The sequence below is a fragment of the Bremerella sp. JC817 genome, from assembly GCF_040718835.1.
Taxonomy (GTDB): domain Bacteria; phylum Planctomycetota; class Planctomycetia; order Pirellulales; family Pirellulaceae; genus Bremerella.
Genome location: NZ_JBFEFG010000274.1, coordinates 220,010 through 241,466, shown reverse-complemented (window position 1 = coordinate 241,466; position 21,457 = coordinate 220,010). Strand labels below are relative to the sequence as shown.

Annotated in this window: 17 protein-coding genes and 2 tRNA genes; 5 read left to right on the top strand and 14 right to left on the bottom strand. The window is 56.2% G+C overall.

What is annotated here, in order from left to right:
• Window positions 1-96 precede the first annotated feature (96 nt).
• The 8 genes from accC to AB1L30_RS15080 form a co-directional block, all read right to left on the bottom strand.
• On the bottom strand, window positions 97-1,440 hold the full coding sequence (gene accC / locus AB1L30_RS15115) for an acetyl-CoA carboxylase biotin carboxylase subunit (protein WP_367014263.1): 1,344 nt from the start codon (window positions 1,438-1,440) through the stop codon (window positions 97-99).
• A 48-nt stretch (window positions 1,441-1,488) separates the two neighbouring features.
• Window positions 1,489-1,998: an acetyl-CoA carboxylase biotin carboxyl carrier protein gene (gene accB, locus AB1L30_RS15110; RefSeq protein ID WP_367014262.1), complete on the bottom strand. Its 510-nt coding sequence runs from the start codon at window positions 1,996-1,998 to the stop codon at window positions 1,489-1,491.
• Window positions 1,999-2,206: 208 nt separating this feature from the next.
• Window positions 2,207-3,313: a Xaa-Pro peptidase family protein gene (locus AB1L30_RS15105; RefSeq protein ID WP_367014261.1), complete on the bottom strand. Its 1,107-nt coding sequence runs from the start codon at window positions 3,311-3,313 to the stop codon at window positions 2,207-2,209.
• Window positions 3,314-3,442: 129 nt separating this feature from the next.
• Entirely contained in the window at window positions 3,443-3,805 is a 363-nt protein-coding gene (locus AB1L30_RS15100; RefSeq protein WP_367014260.1) for a hypothetical protein, read from the bottom strand.
• A gap of 162 nt (window positions 3,806-3,967) precedes the next feature.
• Window positions 3,968-4,879 carry a DUF1559 domain-containing protein gene (locus AB1L30_RS15095; RefSeq protein ID WP_367014259.1) on the bottom strand — a complete coding sequence of 304 codons (912 nt, stop codon included), beginning with the start codon at window positions 4,877-4,879 and terminating at the stop codon, window positions 3,968-3,970.
• 192 nt (window positions 4,880-5,071) lie between these two features.
• Window positions 5,072-5,752: an HAD family hydrolase gene (locus AB1L30_RS15090; protein WP_367014258.1), complete on the bottom strand. Its 681-nt coding sequence runs from the start codon at window positions 5,750-5,752 to the stop codon at window positions 5,072-5,074.
• A 30-nt stretch (window positions 5,753-5,782) separates the two neighbouring features.
• Entirely contained in the window at window positions 5,783-6,913 is a 1,131-nt protein-coding gene (locus AB1L30_RS15085; protein WP_367014257.1) for a trypsin-like peptidase domain-containing protein, read from the bottom strand.
• A 164-nt stretch (window positions 6,914-7,077) separates the two neighbouring features.
• Window positions 7,078-7,148 (bottom strand) — tRNA-Gln (locus AB1L30_RS15080).
• A gap of 222 nt (window positions 7,149-7,370) precedes the next feature.
• On the opposite strand from AB1L30_RS15080, the gene AB1L30_RS15075 reads away from it, so the two are divergent.
• Window positions 7,371-9,059: a SpoIIE family protein phosphatase gene (locus AB1L30_RS15075; protein ID WP_345086097.1), complete on the top strand. Its 1,689-nt coding sequence runs from the start codon at window positions 7,371-7,373 to the stop codon at window positions 9,057-9,059.
• A gap of 37 nt (window positions 9,060-9,096) precedes the next feature.
• Here the strand turns inward: AB1L30_RS15075 and AB1L30_RS15070 are convergent, their stop codons facing one another.
• From AB1L30_RS15070 to AB1L30_RS15060, 3 genes are all read right to left on the bottom strand, one after another.
• Complete coding sequence (locus AB1L30_RS15070; protein WP_367014256.1) at window positions 9,097-10,758, bottom strand: family 16 glycoside hydrolase; 1,662 nt, start codon at window positions 10,756-10,758, stop codon at window positions 9,097-9,099.
• Window positions 10,759-11,019: 261 nt separating this feature from the next.
• The gene (locus AB1L30_RS15065) at window positions 11,020-11,229 is read right to left on the bottom strand and encodes a hypothetical protein (RefSeq protein ID WP_345086093.1); all 210 of its coding nucleotides are present in this window, start codon (window positions 11,227-11,229) and stop codon (window positions 11,020-11,022) included.
• A gap of 108 nt (window positions 11,230-11,337) precedes the next feature.
• The gene (locus AB1L30_RS15060; protein ID WP_367014255.1) at window positions 11,338-12,831 is read right to left on the bottom strand and encodes a hypothetical protein; all 1,494 of its coding nucleotides are present in this window, start codon (window positions 12,829-12,831) and stop codon (window positions 11,338-11,340) included.
• Window positions 12,832-13,126: 295 nt separating this feature from the next.
• On the opposite strand from AB1L30_RS15060, the gene AB1L30_RS15055 reads away from it, so the two are divergent.
• Entirely contained in the window at window positions 13,127-13,987 is an 861-nt protein-coding gene (locus tag AB1L30_RS15055; RefSeq protein WP_367014254.1) for a phosphoribosylaminoimidazolesuccinocarboxamide synthase, read from the top strand.
• 12 nt (window positions 13,988-13,999) lie between these two features.
• Here AB1L30_RS15055 and AB1L30_RS15050 read toward each other — a convergent pair whose 3' ends face one another.
• The 3 genes from AB1L30_RS15050 to AB1L30_RS15040 all read right to left on the bottom strand — a co-directional run bounded on the left by AB1L30_RS15050 (window position 14,000) and on the right by AB1L30_RS15040 (window position 17,863).
• On the bottom strand, window positions 14,000-15,907 hold the full coding sequence (locus AB1L30_RS15050) for a hypothetical protein (protein ID WP_367014253.1): 1,908 nt from the start codon (window positions 15,905-15,907) through the stop codon (window positions 14,000-14,002).
• Between the two features lie 10 nt (window positions 15,908-15,917).
• Window positions 15,918-16,736 carry a 3-deoxy-8-phosphooctulonate synthase gene (gene kdsA / locus AB1L30_RS15045; RefSeq protein ID WP_367014252.1) on the bottom strand — a complete coding sequence of 273 codons (819 nt, stop codon included), beginning with the start codon at window positions 16,734-16,736 and terminating at the stop codon, window positions 15,918-15,920.
• A gap of 176 nt (window positions 16,737-16,912) precedes the next feature.
• Window positions 16,913-17,863 (bottom strand): diacylglycerol kinase family protein, encoded by a 951-nt coding sequence (locus AB1L30_RS15040; RefSeq protein ID WP_367014251.1) that lies wholly within the window; start codon window positions 17,861-17,863, stop codon window positions 16,913-16,915.
• A gap of 763 nt (window positions 17,864-18,626) precedes the next feature.
• Between AB1L30_RS15040 and AB1L30_RS15035 the strand changes: the two genes are divergently transcribed.
• From AB1L30_RS15035 to tgt, 3 genes are all read left to right on the top strand, one after another.
• Window positions 18,627-18,700: transfer RNA gene (locus AB1L30_RS15035), tRNA-Thr, on the top strand.
• Between the two features lie 165 nt (window positions 18,701-18,865).
• Window positions 18,866-20,197, top strand: a complete 1,332-nt coding sequence (locus AB1L30_RS15030; RefSeq protein WP_345086081.1) for a DNA-directed RNA polymerase subunit alpha C-terminal domain-containing protein — start codon at window positions 18,866-18,868, stop codon at window positions 20,195-20,197.
• A 67-nt stretch (window positions 20,198-20,264) separates the two neighbouring features.
• A complete protein-coding gene (tgt, locus tag AB1L30_RS15025; RefSeq protein WP_367014250.1) occupies window positions 20,265-21,431 on the top strand; it encodes a tRNA guanosine(34) transglycosylase Tgt in 1,167 nt (388 codons plus the stop codon).
• Window positions 21,432-21,457 lie beyond the last annotated feature (26 nt).

Below are 21,457 nucleotides of genomic sequence, written 5' to 3'. Positions count from 1 at the left end.
TCGATCGGTAGCAGCCATGAAAAAAGGCTGGCCCTGAATTTCAGGGCCAGCCTTTTCGATTTGTTGGCAGCAACGTGGCCAGATCGCGGCGGACGACTACGAGAACCAGGTTCGTTCAACGAAGGTGGTGTCAATCTTGCCTTCCGCGAAGGCCGAGTGGTTCAGCACCTTCTTGTGGAAGTTGGCCGTTGTGATGACGCCATCGGTTCGCAGCTCGTCCAACGCACGCAGCATGCATCGGATGGCATCCGTGCGAGTCGCACGATGAACCAACAGCTTGCCAATCATCGAGTCGTAATGCGGGGGCACCGTATAGCCGGTGTAAGCATGCGAATCGAAGCGAACGCCAGGGCCGCCAGGGACGATCAACTGGGTGATCTTACCGGGGCATGGCATGAAGTTCTTATCGGCATCTTCAGCATTGATTCGGCATTCGATCGCGGCACCCTGAATCTTGATGTCTTCCTGCTTCCAGGGTAGCGGTTCGCCGGAAGCGACGCGAATTTGGGCCTGGATCAGGTCGATGCCGGTCACCATTTCGGTGACGCAATGCTCGACCTGGATACGGGCGTTCACTTCGATGAAGTAGAAGTTCTCGTCCTTGTCGACGATGAACTCGACCGTACCGGCGTTCTGGTAGTCGGCTGCCTTGATCATTCGCACGGCGGCCGCACAGATTTCCTGGCGGGTTGCTTCCGAAAGATTCGGTGCCGGGCTTTCTTCGATCAGCTTCTGGTGACGACGCTGCGTGCTACATTCACGCTCGTACAAGTGAACCGCGTTGCCGTAATGGTCGGCGATCACCTGGACTTCGACGTGACGTGGATGCTCGACGTACTTTTCGATGTACACGCCAGCATTGCCGAAAGCGGCGGCCGCTTCGGTCTGGGCCTGATTCAAAGCGTTCTTCAGCACCAGGTCGTTGGCGGCGACACGCATGCCGCGACCACCACCACCAGCGGTTGCTTTGATCAGAACCGGGAAGCCGATCTCGTGCGCGATCCGCAGTGCTTCGTCTTCGTCTTCGATCAAGCCGTCCGAGCCAGGAACAACCGGCACGTTGGCTTCGCGAGCCATGCTGCGGGCGGTGTTCTTATCGCCCAGTTTGGCCATCGCTTCGGGCGTTGGCCCGATGAAGTCGATGTTGCAGCTGCGGCAGATGTCGTTGAACTCGGCGTTTTCGGCGAGGAAGCCGTAGCCTGGGTGAATCGCTTCGACGTTACCAATCTCGGCCGCGCTGATGACACGATCGATTTTGAGGTAACTTTGAGCACTCTTGGCAGGGCCGACGCAATAAGCTTCGTCGGCCAGCTTCAAGTATTCGGCGTCGCGGTCGGCTTCGCTATAGATGCAGACCGTTTCGATACCCAGTTCTTTGCAAGCGCGGATGATGCGAAGAGCGATCTCGCCGCGATTGGCGATCAGAATTCGGTTGTACATGAGGTCATGTTCCTCGCCCCAAGGGTGCGAGGCCGGATGGGTAGAGAATTAACCTTTAGGATCGACCAGGAACATCGGCTGGCCGTATTCGACCGGGTCTTCGTTCTTGACCAGGACCTTCACGATCTTACCAGTGACTTCCGCTTTCAGTTCGTTGAAGGTCTTCATCGCTTCGACGATACAAACGGTGGTGTCTTCCGAGACGTGATCGCCTACGCGAACGTAAGGATCGGCGTCTGCTTTCGGCTTGGCATAGAACGTGCCAACCATGGGGCTCTTGATGGGGACCAGGTTGGCGTCGGCGGCAGCGGCTGGAGCAGCTTCGCCACCGGCTGCCGGAGCGGCAACAGGGGCAGCCATTGGGGCGGCGTGCATCGGAGCTGCCATCGGTGCCGGTGCGGCATAGATGGGGGCTTGGCCGCCCCGCTTCAGCGAGATCTTCTGATCCCCTTCGCGAAGATCGAGTTCGCTCAGGTCATGCTGCTTCATCATTTCGACGAGCGCGCGAACCGTCTCGACGTTGAAAACATTACTAGGCGTCGATTTGGAATCGGACATTCAGTTCTCTCCCACGGGGTCATCCGCTAGGGGAATATGGTCGAATTGTTTTTTGGGCAAAGCTTTACAGCGTAAGGGATAAAGGTAGGTTTCGTCCAGATGGGTAAGGCAGCCTGCCGCTGGACGCTGCGGGATGTTGGAATAGGCCCCGATCCAGGCCGAATTTTGCCAAAAATCGCCCCGTTTCGGCCCCAATTTTTTCTCGGCCTTAAATGCGGACTTGGGCTTCGTCAAACGACTTCGGGACGCTGGTTAGCACTTCGTGCCCATCGTTGGTGACCAGGATGTCATCTTCGATCCGCACGCCACCGAAGCCGGGGAAGTAGATCCCTGGTTCGACGGTCACAATCATGCCCGGTTCCAGCGGGCGATCGACGCTGCCCGCCAGGCGTGGTGCTTCGTGAATATCGAGGCCGATGCCATGCCCCAGCCCGTGTCGGAACTGCTTCCCCCACCCTGCTTCGGCAATGATACTGCGGGCGGCATGATCAACCGCCGACATCGCCACGCCTGGCTTAATCGCCTTGATCGCGGCGAGTTGGGCTTTCAAGCAGACCTCGTACATCTTGCGCATCTTGGCCGGGACTTTGCCGTAAAACAGGACCCGTGTCAGATCGCTTTTGTACATTTGGTAGTCCGCCCCCCAGTCGATCAGCACGAAGGCGCCTTCTTCGATCCGTTTCATGGTGGGTGCCACATGCGGTAGCGCAGATCGTTCGCCGACGCCAACAATCGGAGGGAAACTGGTGCCTCGGCCGCCGTTGCGTTGGATTTCGTAGGTAAGCTGGGCTTCGAGCTCTTTTTCGACCTTATCGCCGCGCAGAGCGGCCCTTATCACGGCGAATGCCTTTTCCGCCAACGAGACTGCTTCGCGAATCTGAGCGATCTCGGTTTTGTCTTTGATCTCGCGTAGTTCCTCGACCAGGCCGTCGAGCGGTTTGACTTCCATCGTGGCGAGCTTCTTACGCACTTGCTGATAAAGCTGCACCGACATCGAGCCGCTTTCGATGCCCAATCGCCCGATCTTGGTTCGCGCGACCGCTTTGCCAACCCGCGACAAGATCGAGGTGCCTGGTTCGCGGATGTCCATTTCCAGGTCAGGACATTCGGCTTCGATCTGAACGGAGAACCGCGGATCGCTGAACAGGATCACTTCCTTTGACGTGACCAGCAAATAGCTGTCATCGCCAGTGAATCCGCTCAGGTAGGTCACGTTCTTGAAATTGGTGACCAGCAGCGCATCGGCCCCGCATTGCTTCAGTTTCCGACGCAGTTTCGAGATGCGAGGGTTCGAGCGAGGTCGCGAAGTGGTCATGGCGTCTGCTTCAAAAGAACATGTGCGAAGAGAATGACATCAAAGCGTTCAATTCTCGGCAATTCGCACGCAGACGCAACCAGCCGCGAGCGCTCAGATGCCGCGGCTGGCGAGATTACATCGATCGACTTACTTGGTTTTCAAGGCGAAATCGATCGGATTGTTACCGCCGGTGACGGTCGCTTTCAGCTCGGTTTCTTCGAGCGAAGTGTAGTTCTTACCGAGCTTCAGGTCACGATCGACCTGCGAGCCAGACTCGCGAAAGACACCGACCGTCACGAGATACTCGCCGGCCGGAATCAACTTCTTGCCGCGGCCATACATCAGTTCGTATTGGCCGCCGTTGGTGGTGAAACCGATGGCAGTTGCCGTTCCATCGTTCTTTGGAACGAACTCGACCTGAAGGCCATCAACCGGTTTGCCATCAACCGTGATCGTGCCGGTGACGATACCACTCTGGCCGGCACTGCAGCCAACGAAAGCTACAGTCAACAGCAAGAACATCGAAGCGTGATAAATCGAAAAAAGATGAGAGCAGCGCATAGAACCACCGATGGAAGTGAAGAACTGGCGGGAATCCAACAAGAATAGAAACGGTGGAGGCATCAAGCGAGCGATGATGCCTCCACCGTTTGAATGCGTAGGTCTCTTCGCTTATGGCAGCGAGAAGACAACCCCGTCCGCACGACGTGCCATCGGGATGATCACACGATTGCGGTCGGTCGTTTCAGAAAGGAAGCGAACCGAGCCATCACACATCAGGATGTTCAAACCGCCAGGATGCAGGCTCGACATCTGCTTACCCATGTTTTCCGGGCCACCGGCTGCGGCGTAGTCGAAGTTAACCTGAAAGCTTGCGCGGAAACCAGTTCGGGCCACGTGTTCCTGGCCAATGCTGTTGTTGGCACCCACGCCCGCCCAGACGGCTGCACCGTAGTTCTTGCCAGCAACGGTCGAGTTACCACCGTCACGTTCGGCGATCATGATCGTGTTGCTCGTTCCATCGACAATGTCTCGGAGGCCGTTGAAGCTGTTGCCATAGAACACGCCGTCCCCTTCATCCGCTTTCACCAAAGGCAGCGTGCCTTCGTTGCAGACGTAGTTCGAGGTGGCGATGTCGAAGTGACGGGTCGAACCGAACTTGATCTTGTCGTTCAAGTCGCCCGTGATATCGCTTGGGCAGCGATAACCATCAATCTTGGTCTGCAGCAACTGCTTGTCGGTCGCGGTCGCACTGCTGGTGTAACGGCTGTACAACGGTGTGCTGCCGGGATCGAGGGCATCGTAGAGGGCGTTCTGCTCGATAAATGGCAGCAGGTTCGTAGCCCAGCCATAGTTGGCGCGACCATCACCACCACGATAAAGCCAGCCCGGAGGCAAGCTGTTGAAGGTGTCGTGATAGTTGTGCAGAGCGAGACCGATCTGCTTTTCGTTATTGGTGCACTGCATACGACGGGCTGCTTCACGAGCCTGTTGTACGGCGGGCAACAGAAGTGCAATCAGAACGCCAATGATCGCAATGACCACCAGCAGTTCCACCAGCGTGAAACCTCGAGTGTTTTTCATCCGAAAATCGCCTTGCGAGTAGAAAGAAAATAAGAAAATGGAAGATTTCTTTCGGAGACGTGAATTCTATCGGCAGTTTGTGAGAATGGCTACCCTTGTTGTGCGGAAAAGGGGGAAGATCCATGCAAAGTGCGCAGTCCCGCAATGCTCAGCAAGAATGAGCTGTGTTTCGTAGTTATTTAGTGGGGGTATTTAGCCGCCGAACATGAACGCTTCGACAGCATCCAAATCGCCGAGATTGGCGAGCAGAAGATCGGGATTGGCAGCTTCTAGCTGGGCAATAGAAAAGACGCCCGTCGCGACCGCCACGGCCTGGGCTCCGATCGCCCTGGCACACTTCACATCGTTGGGGGTATCGCCAATGACAAAGACATCGCTCGGAGCGAATGGCGAACCATGGTACTGCTCAGCGGCAGCGAGCGCGGCCCGAGCCACGTCGTCGCGATCTGGATGATGATCTCCAAACCCGCCGAAGGCAAAGTACTCATGGATTCCGTAGTGAGTCAGCTTGAGTGCCGCACCACGTTCCACATTCCCGGTCAGCAGACCAAGCAGCACGTCATCGCGCTGCGAAAGTCGAGCCAGCAGAGCGGTGACCCCTTCCAGGACCATCCCTTCGCGCTTCGGCAAATTGGCCTCCAGGCCATTCAGGTAACGCTCGATGAACGTTCGCCAGGCTTCTTCGGTCATCGTTTTGGCGTGAAGCTGAAACAACTCGGCAAAGATGCCGCGATCGGTCTTTCCACTGACTGTCAGAACGTTTTCCATCTGCGTCAGTTCGGCCACATGTAAAAACGCGTCGATCAGCGCATCTTTGCCTGCCATCCCGGTGGTGACCAGGGTTCCATCGATGTCGAACAGGCAGACTTTCATGAGGTCGCTTTGCCGGGATAGAGGAGAAAACTAGATCGATTCTTTGAGGGCGACGTTCAAATCGACTTCACGTTGCTTCTCGGTGTAGAGACCGCGAACCACTTTCACCCTCAACACATCACCGACTTGGTGCTTGAACAACTCTTTGACGATGTCGCCGTGCGTTTGAATCGGCGTCTCGTCGATTCGCACGATCAAGTCACCCAGCACAATCTGGTTTTGCTGAGCGATGATGGTGGGCTGAATGCCCGCCGCTTCGGCTGGACTGCCTGGGATCACTTCCGCCACGAGAGCCCCTTTGATATTCAACCGGGCATTGATCGTCGGGGGAGCGATCTGCACGCCCAGGTATGGACGTTTGATTTCGCCATGACGAATGAGTTCCGTCACAACGGAATTCACAGTGTCGACTGGAATGGCAAAGCCGATGCCGGCGTAGGCACCGCTGGGGCTGTAGATTGCCGAGTTCACCCCGATCAAACGCCCGCCGCTATCGAGCAATGGACCACCGCTGTTACCGGGATTGATCGCGGCGTCGGTCTGAATCAGGTCGTCAATTTGCCGGCCATCTTCCCCTTCGATCGATCGTCCCAGTCCGCTGATCACCCCGGTGGTCAGGGTATGGTCGAAACCAAAGGGATTGCCAATCGCGAAAACCTTCTGTCCAACTTGCAGATCGGCCGATTGACCGACTTCAATTGGCTGGAAGGCTCCTCCCTGAAAATCGGTGACTTCCAACACGGCCAGATCATGTTCCGGCGAGGACCCGACGATCGATGCTACGTAGCTGGAAGCATCGGCGAAAGTGACCCGCGCGAGCCCAGAACCGTTGGCGATCGACTTCACCACGTGATAGTTGGTGATGATATGCCCCTCGTGATCCCAGACGAAACCACTCCCCTGCCCGGTTGCCATTTCCGAGATCTTGGCACTGCCATACCGGCGAACCTGCTGCGAGGTGGTAATAAAGACGACCGAATCGGCCGACTTCTGGAACAGGTCAATCGTCGCCTTCTCGTCTTCAGCCAGGTCACCCCGTGGGGTGACGGTTCGAGGCTGGGCATCCGGGTTCAGCGAAGGTGTGGTAACCTTGGTCGTCCAATAGCTGATCACCCAGGCACCAAAGATCGCCACAACCAGGCAGTACAAAAATAGCCGCAAGAACGCGATCGGATGAGGCTGATTGCGATGCGAATCGGGGGCCTCATGGGGGCCTCTTGAAGATGTTGGCTCCATCGAAGCACGCCGAAGAGAGAGGTGGAGGAATCGGTGGAAATCAATTCCGCGCGAAAAAAAGGCTCGCAATCATGCGAGCCACCAAAAAGCTGGGGAACTAGGATTTGAACCTAGACTAACAGAGTCAGAATCTGTCGTGCTACCGTTACACTATTCCCCAATAATTTTGCAGCGATTAAAGGTATGGCCTAAGTCGCTTGCCGTCAAGGGATTCAGTCATCGAACTATAGTAGACGTTTGCTGAAATTGGTAGACTACTCCCTGCACTCGAATCGATGTTTTCTACCTTTTCGGCCGTAAAGACCGTTTTCTTCGACGTTTTCCGAGATGGTGATCCAACTCGGTTGGATTCAGCGTCTTCGGCGGGAGATCAGCGCAAGGCATGTCCAGCTACTTGGTGGCACTGAATGGCCCAGATTCTGGCAAGAAAATTTTCCTCGTCGGAGAGGAATTCACGCTCGGTCGTCATCCCGATTGCGACATCGTTGTCGAGGTCGGCGCGGTCAGTCGTTATCACGCCAAAATCATCAAGGGGAACGACGGCTATCAGGTAGAAGACCTGGGAAGTCGTAACGGAACCTACGTCAACGACGAGCAGCTTTCCAAGCCTCATCGATTGACCCACGGCGATACGATTCGCGTTTGCGATGTCTCGTTCGAGTACAAGCAAGAAGGCTACAAGCCGACCCCCAAAGACACGGTTGGCATCCGCGCCGATGGCCCTGGTGCCTTCGGGGCCGTGATGATCGACGACGACGGGGCGACCTCGACCATCATGTCGAAATTCGAGGTTAGCTCGCAGACCGGTGCCATTCATCTGACGGCCAGCCCAGAAGCGAAGCTGAACGCGTTGCTGGAAATCACGCGTGGGCTGACCGGGACGCTCTCGCTGGACGAGGTCTTGCCGAAGGTGCTGGATGGCTTGTTCCGGATCTTTCTGCAGGCTGACCGCGGTTTCATCATCCTGCGAGATGAATCGGGCAATATGGTCCCTCGCTGGACGAAGGCTCGACGGGAAGCGGACGAAGAAGAAATTCGGATCAGCCGAACGATCGTCAAGCATGTAATGCAGACCCGCGAAGCAATCTTGTCGGCCGACGCCGCCGCGGACTCTCGCTTCGAGATGAGCCAGTCGATCACCGACTTCAAGATTCGCTCGATCATGTGTGCCCCGCTGGTGAATGCCGACGACGAAGTGCTCGGCGTCATTCAGATCGATACGCTCGATCAGCGAAAGCGATTTCAGAAAGAAGACCTGGAAGTTGCCGTTAGTGTTGGCATGCAGGCCGCCGCCGCGATCGAACGTGCCCAGTTGCACGACGCGGCGATTCGTCAGATTGCTTTCCAGCGAGATCTGCACGCCGCCAATCAGGTTCAGATCGGCTTCCTGCCGTCGGAAGAACCGAAGCTCGACCGGTACCAGTTCTACCACTATTACCTGGCAGCCAACTCGGTTGGTGGGGATTACTACGACTATATCCCGTTGCCGGATGGTGGAACGGCGATCCTGGTCGGCGACGTCGTCGGGCATGGGATCGCGGCTTCGCTGATGATGGCCAAGCTTTCCGCGGAAGCTCGCTACTGTCTCGCTTCGATGGCCGATCCGCAGAAAGCCGCCTATCACCTGAACAACAACTTCACGGCGGCAACGCCGGCCGACAAGTTCGTGACGCTGGCCATTGCGATCCTGCATCCGGAGAAGAACCTGGTCACGCTGATCAACGCCGGGCACAATCCACCAATCCTCCGCAAGCCAGACGGCAAATGCACCATGCTGGCCGAAGAAGAGATCGGCTTGCCGCTGGGGATCATGGAAGATATGGAATACGACATCGCCCAGTTCACGCTGGAGCCGGGCGACATGCTGTTCATCTATACCGACGGGATCAACGAAGCGATGAACTCGCAGGGAGATCAGTTCGGTATGGAACGGATGCTCGGCTGTATCTCTGAAAACTGCGATGACGTCGAGATCTGCAGTCGCGCGATCATCGATGGCTGTCGCGAGTTCATGGCCGGCAGCCCGCAGTACGACGACATGTGCATGGTCGCCATTCAGCGGCACGACTAGATGCGTGCCGCTTCTTAAAAGATTCGCGACCCGCTAATTACTTCTTGGCGGGTGTCGGCAGTGTTTCCGCTTCTGGCGTCGAGCTGACGACGGGACCACCCAGATACTCGATCCAGATGTTGCGGAACACGACTGGGTTTCCATGGTCTTGCAGCTTGATCGTCTGCGGTTCTGGGCCCTCTGGTTTGCCCGCACCGGTCTTGTTGGGAATCAAGTAGTTGTCCTGAACCAGGATCCCGTTGTGCTGCACGGTGATGCGGGCCGGAATGATCTTGTTTCCTTCGCTATCGAAGCGAGCCGCCGTGAAGTAGACATCGTACGTCTGCCACGAAAGTGGTGGGAAGCACATGTTGATGTCTGGGCTCTTGGTGCGATAGAGCGAACCACATTCGTTGAACTCGCCTGGCAGGCCGAACGAGTCAAGGATCTGCACTTCGTAACGTCCTTGAATGTACAGCCCGCTGTTGGCTCGACCCTGGCCGGTGGCAAACGGCATGTAAGGCAACCGGAATTCCAGGTGCATGCGGAAGTCCTGGACCGGGTTCTTCGTTTCGGTGCCGATCTGTAGTTCGCCCTTGTCGTTGATCTTGGCGTTGACGAACTGCTCGACCGAGTTGCCATCGAACAGGACGACGGCGCTGGAACTTGGCTTGAGGCCCAGCAGTTCGCTGCGACGCTGAACCTTGGTCAGCACGCCGAGCGTGTCGCCGGCCGAATTCACGATGGTTGCCTTCTGATTCGTGACGACAACCTGATAATCACCCTGGGTTAGAATGAGCACATCCCCTGCCCGTTTGCCGGTCAGGTCGATCTTCTGATCGTTATACCAGCCATTGCCTGGCAGACCGCCACGGAGTTGGCGTCCAACGAAGTTGCCATCGCCTCGGGCAATGATCTGCAGACCGGCTGACTCCGAGGTACCACCGGGCAGATGAATCTTGCCGTAGTATTCGCCCTGGAAAGCGAAGTCTGCGTCGACGTTGCTCAGCTCGGTGATCGCCATTTTGCGCGGATCTGGTTTCGGAGCCGGCTTGGGCAGTGGACTTACTTCCGGTTTGGGCTCTGGTTTCTTTTCTTCAGGCTTCTTGTCCGCAGGCTTATCCGGAGCAGCTTCCGGTTTCATCTCGGCTTTGGGCTCCGGAGTCTTTGCAGGCGTCGGTTCACCCTGGGGCTTGCCCTCTTCTTTCTTGTCGGCGTCCTTCTTCGGCTCGGACTTTGCCTCCGGTTTCATTTCCTTTTTGGGTTCGTCCTTTTTGGGTTCGTCCTTTTTGGGTTCGTCCTTTTTGGGTTCGTCCTTTTTGGGTTCGTCCTTTTTGGAGTCGTCCTTTTTGGAGTCGTCCTTTTTGGAGTCGTCCTTTTGGGAGTCGTCCTTTTGGGAGTCGTCCTTTTTGGGTTCGTCGGACTTGGCATCCTTCTTCGACTCTTTGTCTTGTTTCGGTTTGTTCTTCGGCTTGTCTTGTTCCTTCGATGGCTTCTTCTTGGGATCGCCATCTTTCTTATCGTGGTCGTGCTTGTCGCGATGTTCTTTCTTTTTGTCGTGGTCTTTCGACGACGACTTTTCGTCTTTCTTTTCTTCTCGCTTGGCTTCCGTAGGTTGATCTTTCGGGGCATCCTCGGCAGCCGAGACGTAATAAGCGCCGGGGCCGATAAGCAGTGAGGTTGTCACAAGGAAGGCGAACAAAGCACGAGAAAGCATCATGATGGTTAAACTCCGGCGGTGGGCTGCTTGGGGTCTCGGGACAAGAGACGAGACGCAACGAGGAAGGGCTCAGCCGCTAGGCTCTTATCGATTGGTTAAATAGGTAAGCAGCTTTAGTTTGAACAGTTAGGCAAAAGGAATCAAGTTAGGGAAGAGTTATTCTGGCAGGTCATGGGCGCACAAAAAAAGCACCCAAGGTTTCCCTCGGGTGCCTGTGCTTGGTCGTGGATGGCTGTACGAAGACAGATCCTGGCGAGTGGCTTATTCAGCCGGTTTTTCTTCGGCAGCTGGTTCTTCAGCTGGCTTTTCTTCCGGCTTGGCTTCGTCGGCTGGCTTTTCGTCGCCAGGCATGGTGACTTCCGGAGCGTCAGGAGTTTCGACCGGTGGTTCGGCTGGCTTGCCACATCCAACGGTTACAACGGTCGCACCGAACAGCAGCATTACAGTGGCAGTCCACTTCAAAAACGACATGGAACGAATCTCCTCGGATCGTAATTCAAAAAGTTGATAGGCAGGTAACTGTCTTCCCCGATTGTAGGGGCAGAAAAGGCGCCGCAACACATGTGCACTTAACCTTTTCTAAATATTTTCAGGGAAGTAGGTGCGGATCAGATCGGTCATTTTGTTCACAGCGGATTTAGGCCTTCCCCGTGGGTCGAGTAGCCCGGCATGTGGGAAGCGATGTGGCTGCGAATCGGAAACTTGACTCCAGAAGACCCCCTGAACCTGCGGATGGGTCAGCAAAGCCGGCAAAACATGGCTGACGATTTCGCGTTGGGTTCGGCGGCTGATACGCTCCAAAGGCTCTTCCTGACGATTGGGATCGTAGATCGCGTTCGGATCAGGCCGCCAGGAACTGGGAGCAGAAATGGTGACAAACAGCGGCACACCCAAAAGGCTCCAGTAGTCGAGAATGTCGACCACGTCGAAGAACCCGCGATAGTAAGTCGCCGGCGAGAGTTCGCCAAAGTTGAACTCCAGGCCGATCCCCGTGATGCCAACACGGGCCCGGACGAGTTCTTCCGCGAAATGAATCGGCGCCAGTTCGCGATCGCGCGTGGTCATGTATTCGCCCCAAGGTCTGGCGAAACTGACTAGCAGCGGCGCTCGAAGCCCGCTTGAACGCATCGACTGAACAATGTGCAGCATCAATTGCAGACGCTGCTCTTCTTTCATCGGTAACGCGGTGTGGTCGTTCAGGCCTGCCGCGCAGTACCACAGGTCGACACGATTCCGATAGTGCTGCACCAGGGCGGCCGTGTACTTTTCGACTGCGCTGAGCACTTCCTCAAAATCGTTTTCCCACAGATACAGCCAATCCGGTGTCGAGAACTTATCGAGCGTGAACATCGGTCCCAGGACCGTGGCATGCCCTTTCTCGCGGATCGTATCAAGGGTGAGGTCGACATCTTTCCAGTCGTAGTGGCCGATCTCTGGTTCGCACTTTTTCCAGTTCGGTTCGATCACTATCGTGTTCAGAGCTTTGGTAAATAGCGGCTGAACTTCGGCCGAGAGTGGTTCGTTGAGCGTGATTCCGCGTAGGAACGCCCGTTCTTTCGGCTGCTTGGAAATCGCGTGATGCGATGCCATCGCATAGACATGCTCGAGCTGCGAAAGTCCCTGCAGCGATTGCTGGAGACTGAGGAGTGCCCGAGGATTGGCTTCGCCGGGCGTCTCTTTGCCGATCGCGGCCTGGGCGAAATTTTCGGTGGCGTCTTTCAGCAACCGCTTGGTGATATCGAGCAGATCGAGGTGCGCATCAAGGCAGGCATTCGTCAGATTGCGGAAGCGGAACAGCGTTCCACGAGCCAGTTCGAGCAGCAAGTTGTACGGTGTCTTGTTCTCGACCCGTAACGCACATGTTGAAAGCATGCGGGCGTTCCGCTGGGCATCACGAAACGGAACTTTGACTTTCACGCCATCCGTTTCCAGCAGTTCCAGCACCATTCGGTCTTCCGACCGTTTCACCCCGGTGAAACGTACCAGGCGATCGCAGCCGACGACATGGATGATTCGACAGTCATCGTCCGAGATAGTCAGTTCAGCGGGAATATGAAAGGTGAGTTTGGGCAAAACCGGGGCTCGCTTGAAACTTGGGGCGGTTCTGTGGAGGCCAATCGATGTAGCTGTCCCCGCGCAATCGCACGCATGCTCAATTCTAATCGTCGAGCATTGCCGGATGAACCACGAAAATCTGTATCTCGTGGTGTATGTGGGCTATAGCAACTCTGCCGATGAGCCGAGTTGCCGGGCCTGTTGTCCTGTTGCCGGCTATGGCAAAATGCCGAGGTAGGTTTGCACTCTACCGGCAAACGGTAGGGATCGCACCCGTAGCTAAGCCTTCCTTTCTTTTAAGATCTGCGAAAATATGGGTCTAAACTATCCCCTCCGACAGGGCAAAGTCCGCGACGTGTACGATTTGGGCAACCAGGTTCTACTGGTGGCCTCGGACCGGATTAGTGCTTTTGACTACATCTTGCCGTCGCTCATTCCGGATAAGGGACGTGTTCTGACGCAGATGAGCCGCTATTGGTTCGAGTCGCTCGGCATCCCGAATCACCTGGTTTCGACCGATGTCCGCGAAATGAATCTGGAAGGTGATGTCGATCTGGCGGAACTCGATGGCCGTTCGACCCTGGCCCGTAAGACTGAAGTGGTTCCGATCGAATGTGTCGTTCGAGGATACCTCGTTGGTTCGGGGTGGAAGGAATATCAAAAAACGCAGACCGTTTGTGGCATTCAGTTGCCGGCCGGTCTCAATCAGGCCTCGAAGCTGCCCGAACCGATCTTCACTCCGGCGACCAAGGCGGAGTCGGGGCATGACGAGAACATTTCGTTCGAACAGATGTCGGCGATCATCGGGGCCGACCTGGCGAACTTGCTTCGCGAGAAGAGCCTGGCCGTTTACAACGCCGGAGCCGAGCGAGCAATCGAGCAAGGGATCATCATCGCGGACACCAAGTTCGAGTGGGGCGTCGTCGATGGCGAAGTGATCCTGATCGACGAAGTTATGACGCCGGACAGTTCACGCTTCTGGCCACAAGACGAATACGCGGAAGGAATCAGCCCGCCATCTTTTGACAAGCAGTTCGTCCGTGACTGGCTTGAACAGAGTGGCTGGGATAAGAACAGCGAGCCACCAATGTTGCCAGAAGAGATCGTCACGAAGACGCGTGCCAAGTACATCGAAGCGTACGAGCGGATCACGCAGCAGAAGTTTGCCTGGTAAACCGCGACGCGATTAGCTCTCGGCCGAATCCTTTTCGGCCGAGTCCTTTTCTTTCATCGGAGCCGGAGTAGTGTCGTCAGACGATTCAGCTTCGGCTTTCTTTTCTTCCGCTTCTGGCTTGTCGCCTTCCGGTTCTGCCATCGGCTTGGCATCTGCCTTGTCGTCTTCCTTGGCTGGTTCTTCCGTTTCTTCGATCAGTGGAAGACGCTCGGCTCGCAACGTGTTGCCGCGGCGATAAGGGGAAAGCACGTCGTCGTCATCGGTGTAGATGTCGTAGGCGTTCTGTGCCATGGCCGGATCATCTTCTTCGATCGCCAGGGCTTCGCAGGCTCGGCCGATTCCGTAATAGGCTGCCGACTTGAGCCGCGTGTTGGGGAACTCTTTCAGCGTGCCATCCTGGAAGAAGAAGACCGCCGATTCGTTCTGCCCTGCCCCGAGCGAGATCACACCCAGGTTGAAGCTTGCCAGTTCACGCCACATGACCATCGACTTGTGAATCCGGTCGAGGTAGACCTGCTGAGACTTCGGATCGGATGGAAGATCCATGCCGGAAGCCTTCAAGATTTCCAACTGCTCCGACGGGGTCGAAATGCGGAACTTGCGTTCCAGGATGCGAGCTTCGAGGAATAGTCGACGTGCTCCTGGCTGCTGCGATTCGCCTTCGAATCGGCACATCAACTGAAGCATTCGAGCCATCGAGAATGGTGTTGGCGTGTCGTAGAGCCAACGTTCGACGCTAAACAGTTGCGCAAGGTCTGGATCGGAAAGTCGCTTGCTCATCGCTTCTTCCGCCAAAAACGGGACCATCCACAACTGGACGTCGGTCACGCCTTGGAAGTCGGCCAGGCGATCTTTGAGCGACGAAGGGCTGACGTAAAGCTTCATCGTCGAGTCGCCAGACAAAACGCCTTCAAGCAGATAAGCGGCTTGCGTGAGCGAAGTGGAAGGAGCATCGATCAGCAGCGTGACGTTCTTCAAGTCGTCCGCCGAGACCGGGTATTTGTAGTTCTTGGTCGCCATCGCCTGAAGGTCTGCCGGATGCTCGACGATGCGCGAGAGCGTATTGATGCCGCTGCCATCGGCGGTGGAAATTGGCAGGCCGTAAGCCGTATCGAACAGATAAAGTTCCTTGCCGATCGCCACGCCGACGACCTGAGTGACGGCGTCTTTGTCTTTGCCAAACTTCACGACCACAGCGTCCAGCCCTTGCTGTCGGCAAAGCTGAATGAAGACGCGAGCACGCTCCAACGCGTCCCCTTCATTGAGTTGCAAAGCTTCCCAGACGTCGCGGCTGGTGCCAGGGGCGAACTTGCCTTCTTCGTACTTGGTCGGTTTGATCGGCTGAATGTGGCGAACGGTCCAGTCGAACAGCAAGTACGCCAGGCCAAGGTCAGCGACCTGGCTTTCATCGAGCGTCTTGTTTTCCTGAGCGTCGAGAAACTTCTGCATCGATTCTGGCGGAAGCTTCGTTTCGCGGATCCAATTCGAGATGGTCTTGGCCCAATAAGTCCCGACGAAGAAATCGAATTCGCTGCCACGCATCGTGAAATTTGGATAGCCGTTGGGCTGCTCCAGGAAGTCACGCGTTTCGAGATTTTGCAGACGTGGCAATCCCTGCACTTCCGAAGGGAGATCGGCGATCATCGGATCAGGCTGCCAGGTCTTGTCGAACTTCTGAACATTGAGCCAGCGATTCAACTGCTCGAGCACTTCCGACTTCACGCGGACCGGTTCGTAGCGATCGAGCCCGTCCAGGTAATTGACCGCCTGATCGACGAACTGTTTCGAGCTGCCGGCGTCGGTATTCGCGCCGGTTTGGGTTTTATCGATATTCGCCGGGCGGATGACCCGTTTGTTTTCGCAGCCGAGCAGCGAGAGCATCAGAAGCGAAACGATCGTCAGGCGAAGAGTGCAGCTCATGTTGTTTCGTTTAACCTTGGGCCGCCGCGCGAACGGCCAAAACACGTTGGACAAGCGTTTCCAACTCGGACAACGGAACCATGTTGGGACCGTCGCTGGGGGATTTATCAGGATCAGGATGCGTTTCCAGGAACAAGCCATCGATGCCGACGGCAGCCGCCGCCATTGCCAGGGGAGGAACCATCGCTCGATTGCCACCGGTCTGACTGCCAAGTCCGCCCGGCTCCTGCACGCTGTGGGTCGCATCGTACACGACAGGTACGCCCAGGGATCGCATTTCGATCAAGGCACGCATATCGTTCACCAGCCGACCATAACCGAAGAACGTGCCACGCTCGGTCAGAAAAGTTTGCTTGGCGCCGGCTTCTTTCAGCTTCTCGACCACATGCTTCATGTCCCAGGGAGCCATAAACTGGCCCTTCTTCACGTTCACCGCTTTGCCGGTCTCGGCAGCTGCGACCAGCAGATCGGTCTGCCGGGCCAGGAACGCAGGGATCTGCAGGATATCACAGACCTGGCCAACGGCCGCGGCCTGATACGATTCGTGAAGGTCGGTGGTGACCGGAACGCCAAATTCCGAACGGACGGCATCGAGGAGTTTCAGGCCATCTTCCAGCCCTAATCCTCTGTACGAATGAATGCTGGTTCGGTTCGCCTTGTCGAAGGAGGCTTTGAATACCAACTGAACCGGATGGCGACTGGCAATGTCGCAAAGCTGCTCCGCAATATGAAAGGCCAGCTCCCGCGTTTCCAATACGCATGGGCCGGCAATGAGCAGCAGGTGCCCATCCTGATTCAGAGAGAACTCGGTAATTGGCGATGGGCTCACGATCGATCTCGTTCTAATTGGGAAGCGTTCATCCTATTTTCCCGCTAGAGATTCTCCCAGGGTCTGTCGGGTTAATTCTTCTTGAAGACAGATCCGCGGGACGCTCTTCCCTTATTTTGCCAGGACTTACGGAAAATTCCCACCATACGTCCGCCCCCGTCCGGGCGGGATTCGTATTAACGGGCTTTTCGTTTCGGCACGACCAGCGGAAGGTAGTTGGGCAGCACGGCCAGGCGAACGTCGGTGAAGCCGGCGGGATCGCCATCGGTTTGCAGCGGGATCGGAGCATCGAGGCTGGTGATCTCGGCCGAGCGTGCCTGGAAGATCTGCACGTCGCTTCGCTCGCTAATCGATCCAGAAAGAAGCGAAGTGATATAGGCCCCGGTCGACCAGAAGCCTTTGCGGGTGAAAACACAGATATCGAGCAGCCCATCATCAGGCGTCGCCTTAGGGGCGACCTCGAACCCGAGGGCATAGCGAGGCACATTGAAGGCAAACGCCCAATAGCCTTCGGTCTGGGTCCGTGTTCCGTCGGCCAGTTCGATATCGAGCTGGATCCGAGGATATTCGTACTGAGCCAACATCCGGAAGGTCGGTCGGACGTAATGGAACTTTGTCAGGTGGCCGTTGCGGCGGGCGTGGACCTGGTGGACGATTTCCGCCTCGAATCCGACCGAGGCCATCAGCATGAAGGTCCGATCACCACACTTCCCGGCGTCGATCTGACGAACGAACCGCTTCGAGAGCATCTTCGAGAACGCGGTAAAATCGGTCGGAATCTGGAGATACTTGGCTAGAACGTTCTCGGTACCGGCTGGATAGATGGCGATGGGGACTTCGCCGCTGGTCACTCCAGCGATCATGGCGGCCGTACCGTCACCCCCCACCGATACGATCACATCGGGCCGAATTTGGGCCGGATCGTTCCACATGGCCTTCAGCTGGTCGGGCGAATTGATCTCGACCGGCAGCATCCCGAGTTCTTCCAACAACGCACGTAGTCGCATGTGGCTTTGCGATTTATCAAAGCTTCCAGCGATGCGGTTGATGAAGAGCCACGCCGTTTCTGTCGCAGTCGCTTGTCGGGTTTCGGTGAACGTCACGTCTGCGTCACTCTCTTTAGGCACGGTATTTCCATGAAATCCTAGAGACATCCTATCGGGCCGAGCCGTGAAAGCGAAGTGCGGCTTGCAACCTGTTTCATATTGAGATGCTTTTCAGGCATTTGGGGCTGGTGTTATGCCTTTGTCTCAAAATGGGCGCAATTTGCGACGCCGTAAATCACTTCCGTAAAAAGCGTTACGGGAATAGGTCTCGATATCAGACGATATGACAGGAAAAAATGGGTCAAGATGGGGCCCGATCAGGGGGGTGTATTATTTCTTTGTGGCATCGTGCGTCACGTTAGGCGAAATCCTACAAGCGAACTTGGATGGGTTCTTTCGGGCCAATCTTGTAAGTCACTGTTTTCATGCGACTTGTGGCAAAAGTTAAAAAATAGTTGGCGTTTGGATCACTGTTTGCTTCTAGTGTGGGCATCGGCTCCTCGGAGGAGTCGGTAAGCTGGCCCGTGGGGCCGCTGTCGAACTCAAGCTGGATGGTTTGCCTTGCCCCTGACGATTCAGCTTCTCCAACGCGGGTTGGTACGACAGCGGTCCCTCGATTTTTTCTTGAGCGACCAAAATCTTGCACGTCGCCGCCGGTTCTCTTCAGATGAGCGCGATTCTCTTTAAATAAGCAGATTCGCAAGTGGCTGCGGTGTGAACTTTGTTGCCGGTTATCCCCTTCCGCAAAACCTAGACCACTTTCTAAAATGCTGGGTTATGGTAAGTTGACGCCATCCAAGAGCTTCTGTATCTTGGAGCGTTTTGATTCGCAGACTGCGAGCAAGCCAGCGTAGCTTCAATTGGCAGAGCACAGCATTCGTAATGCTGGGGTTACGAGTTCGACTCTCGTCGCTGGCTCTTCTTGTTTCCCGATTGCGAAGAGGTAATCGACCTGTTTCGGGGTGTTTTCCCAAGTAAAAACATCCGGCGGGTTGTCCGCACTCGTGTGACCCGGATTACCCAAAATATCTCCCCCGAGCTCTCGCACTTGGGCGTCGACAGAAAACGTTTGGAGCCCCGTTGATGATTCAAGGAATCGATTTCGATCTGAAGAGCGTTGTTCTTACGAATTCCTCTTTCGGACCCGAGGAAATTCGTCAGATCCTGCGAACCGTAGGACGCGACTACAACGCCTATTCGACGCTTCGCGACAGTGTCTCCGAACTGGAAGGCCAGTCGGAAGAACGCTCGCCGGCGACGAACGTTCGTTTGGGCGTCTGCCAATTCATTATGGGTAACTACAACGGAGCCGTTCAAACGCTGTCGGCTGCCGATGGTGGTGCCCTGGCTCACTTCTACCTGGGCCGCAGTTACTTCTGCATGCAGAACTACGACAAGGCTATCGAAGCCTTCCAGTCGGCTCAAACTGCTGGTTACAACAAAGATGATTGCCAGCTTGGCATCATCGAAGCCCTGCGTAGCCGTGGCGAGGCCGAAAAGGCGTTGCAGATGCTGGACAACATGTTCGGCCCTATCGAATCAACCGCCAACTACTTGTATCAACGTGGTGCCACGATCGCTTCGATGGGTGGCAATCCAGATGAAGTCGTCGCTCTGTACGAACGTGCCGTTGAGGCCGATCCAGGCCACGCCGGTGCGTTGTTCGGACTGGCTCTGGAAAACGATCGTCGTGGCAACGACGTTCAGGCTCTGCAGTTGTATCAGAATGCCGCCGCCGTCTTTCCGACCCACGTTGGTGCTTTGCTGAACCTCGGCATCCTGCACGAAGATCGTGGTGAATACGATCGTGCGACGCACTGCTACCAACGAGTGCTCGATTCGTACCCGACTGAAAAGCGGGCCCGTATGTTCATGAAGGACGCTCAGGCGTCCGGCGACATGTACTACGACGAAGAAGAGCAGAAGAAACGCGACCGCATGTCGCAGGTTCTCAGCATTCCGGTTACCGACTTCGAGTTGTCGGTTCGTAGCCGTAACTGCTTGCAGAAGATGGGCATCATGACCCTCGGCGATCTGTGCCGCTGCAGCGAACAGGAACTGCTGGCCAGTAAGAACTTCGGCGAGACCTCGCTGATCGAAATTCGCGACATGCTTCGCTCGAAGGGTCTGGAACTTGGGCAGATGTCCAACGAAAAGGCAGCCGCGCCAGAAGTGTCGTACGACACCTCGGGCCTTTCGCCTGACGAACAAGCTTTGCTCGATCGTCCAATCGCCGAGCTCAGCCTGTCGGTTCGTGCCCGCAAGTGCATGGTCCGCTTGGGGATCTCGACCATCGGCGAATTGGTTCGCCGCACTGGTGACGAACTGCTGGAGTGCAAAAACTTCGGCGTGACCAGCTTGAACGAAGTTCGCGAGAAGCTGACCTCGTACAACCTGAAGCTTCGCGGCGACTAGTGCTTAGTTCGCGAAGCCACTTGGCAGACCACACAAACCCATACGGCAAGCCGTGTGGGTTTTTTTCATGGAGCGACGAGACACTTTGGAAGCTTCCACGCCTGACAAGCCGGCCGAGAAGGACTGGTTTCAGTACCAGCTCAAGCATCAAGACGGCACCTCGAAGGCACGTCGTGGGCAATTCGTTACGCCACATGGTGTCGTGCAGACGCCTGCCTTCATGCCGGTCGGTACTCAAGGGACCGTCAAGGGGCTCGAGATCGGGATGGTGCGGCAGACCGGCGCGCAGATGATCCTCGGCAACACCTATCATCTCTCGCTTCGGCCAGGCGACGACGTTGTGGCTGATCTGGGCGGGCTGCACAAGTTCATGGGATGGGATGGCCCAATCCTGACTGACAGCGGCGGCTTCCAGATTTTCAGCCTTGCCCAAATGCGGAAGATTACCGAGCAAGAGGCGGTCTTTCGTTCGCACATCGATGGCCGGAAGATCCATCTTTCGCCCGAACGAAGTATCGAGATTCAAGAGAACCTCGGTAGCGACATCGCCATGGTGCTCGATCACGTCGTCGCGTTACCAAACGAGCCGAAGGTCATTCGCGAGGCGATGGATCGCTCGATCCGCTGGGCTAAGCGTTGCCAGGATGCCGCCACACGAAAAGATCAGGCCCAGTTTGCCATCGTGCAAGGTGGTCTCGACGAAAAGCTCCGTGTCGAATGTGCCGAGCGTCTAGGCGAGTTGAATTTCCCTGGCTATGCAATCGGCGGCTTGAGTGTCGGCGAACCGCCCCCGGAGATGTACCGGATTCTCGACGTGACCTGTCCTGCTCTACCGGCCGAAAAGCCTCGCTATTTGATGGGAGTCGGGCGGCCAGAGGATCTGCTGGAAGGCATTCGTCGCGGGGTCGATCTGTTCGACTGCGTGATGCCGACTCGCAATGGACGCAACGCGTTGGCCTTCACCGACGAAGGGACCGTCCGGCTGCGAAACGCCAAGTATCAGCGCGATTCGACCCCGCTCGATCCGAAGAGCGTGCCCCAGGTAGCGGGCCTGAGTCGGGCCTACCTGCGGCATCTGTTCATGGCTAAAGAGATGCTCGGGCCCATTTTGCTGACTCTGCATAACGTCGCTTACTACCAGCGTTTAATGCGTGAAGCCCAGGCTGCGATCGAAGAAGATCGCTTCGAGTCCTTCTATCAGGCCAAAATGGAAGGCTGGGGTTCGGCCAGCTAGATTGTTCTTCAAATCTTCGCGAAGAA